The 1,729-nt window shown below is 35.9% G+C and carries 2 protein-coding genes; both read right to left on the bottom strand.

Annotated elements, in window-relative coordinates; all coding sequences use genetic code 11:
• Nucleotides 1-214: 214 nt before the first annotated feature.
• Nucleotides 215-643, bottom strand: a complete 429-nt coding sequence (locus tag EO122_RS08120; protein ID WP_127010147.1) for a hypothetical protein — start codon at nucleotides 641-643, stop codon at nucleotides 215-217.
• Nucleotides 644-786: 143 nt separating this feature from the next.
• Nucleotides 787-1,497, bottom strand: a complete 711-nt coding sequence (locus EO122_RS08115; RefSeq protein WP_127010146.1) for a hypothetical protein — start codon at nucleotides 1,495-1,497, stop codon at nucleotides 787-789.
• Between the last annotated feature and the right edge of the window lie 232 nt (nucleotides 1,498-1,729).

The raw sequence follows: 1,729 nt of genomic DNA, 5'->3' as shown, positions 1-1,729 counted from the left end.
CAACTTTAAAATTCAATGAGCCTAGTATTTAACTAGGCTCATTGCTATTAAAACCAACTCATTTTGTCCTATAACCCGCTTTTCCTTCTTACAAGTATAAAAACAGAGGAATGTTGACACATGTTGATCAACATTCCTCTGTTTTATTAGAAATCATTTAATTATTTTTTGTTGCTTATTTTTTCCAAATGTTCAGTACGTTATATGCTTTTTATTAATAAAATGGAATACCGTAAACTACACGGAATGCTGCAAGTGCTGCGGCTTTCGCTTCTGCTGGATACTGCCAATCCTCACCTCTTGATACATCTATAGGTCGATTTCCTCTTCTACCCCCTACTAAGCTAATCGTTTTATTATCGTAATCATAATCAAATACCATACGGGCACCATCTTTTGTCTCTTCTGAGAATCTCATAATTGGATCATATTCAGTACGAGTTGTGACAGATAAACGATAATATGGTGGATTATAGTTTTCAATCGCAATGGATCGTTTATTCAAGTAGAATGTCGATGCCCCCTGACGATAAATACGTACATACCCGGGATCATTCGCTACACTAGCTTCTACTGGAGTCAGTGATAGTGCACCTAACCATACCACCATGGTAACAAGTAACAGTTTACATAACGTTTTCATAAAATACCTCCGCTTTTCTACACTTAGGCTGATTGCGCTAATCCTATAATACCTAGTAAGTATATATTCATTTTATCTTATGCATATATAAAAGAGCGATATGTCAAGCTTGTTTTAACTTCCAATATCGTTCCTTGACACTATCAAGGCGTAGGGTTTAAGGTAATTTCCACATAACCTCCATCAACACTGTAAAGAATATCCTCTCCTGTTGGCAGTTGCTTTATAACGAACCCTATATTATTCCGCATATCATACACCCCCATAAATTTCTCTTTACCATCAGCATAACTCAATCCAGATGTATCAAATTGGAGGGGGCTTCCTTTAAGCATAGTCACAGATGTAACAGTGCCTCCATCTAATCTAATCCTCATTTTATAATGTGCATACTCCAAGCTCTCACCATAGGTATCTCCCATTCTTTTTGTTGGCCTACCAAATGTTCGTAGTACCTCATCCTTTGTAGATCCAACATGTATGCCAGATACACTTTCAGAATATGGAACTGGTATTTGTTTAAATAATGCTTGGCCATTATATACAATTCGACCAATGTTTTTACCTGTACTAGCAAAGCTCATATGCAACGGACGATTTCCTGCCGCTTCATGTATAATAAAATTCCCAACACCAAAGCTTTGACTGCCCGCTAATCCTGTTACATCTAGCACTTGAGCTCCATTAATATACCCATTTTGAATATTGAAAACCACTTGACCGTCTAGATTCTTCCATTCTCCAGACATTCTGTTCACTAACTTTTGATCATACTCATTATAATCGTATGCATTCACCACCGTGAACAGCAAGGAGCTTACTGCTAGGCAACCGACTAAACATTTTTTTAGCATAGTTCTTCCCCCTATGAAGTACAAACAATATATTATCTTTATTGTATCGTATCTATTTATAGATGGTCAATTTGATTACATATGAATACAGCCATAACCATTCTTATTAAAACCTATGCATTGTATATACTGCTGTAATTCTATGTCATAAAGTTTTTGAGTATATGATGCATCGAATAGGATGGAACTATATCATCAAAGATAATATATGGTATTATTAGCCTCATAGTCA

The sequence above is a fragment of the Veillonella sp. CHU110 genome (assembly GCF_003992255.1).
Lineage (GTDB): Bacteria > Bacillota > Negativicutes > Veillonellales > Veillonellaceae > F0422.
The sequence above is the reverse complement of the archived record's forward strand: the minus strand, read 5'-3'. Positions and strand labels throughout refer to the sequence as shown.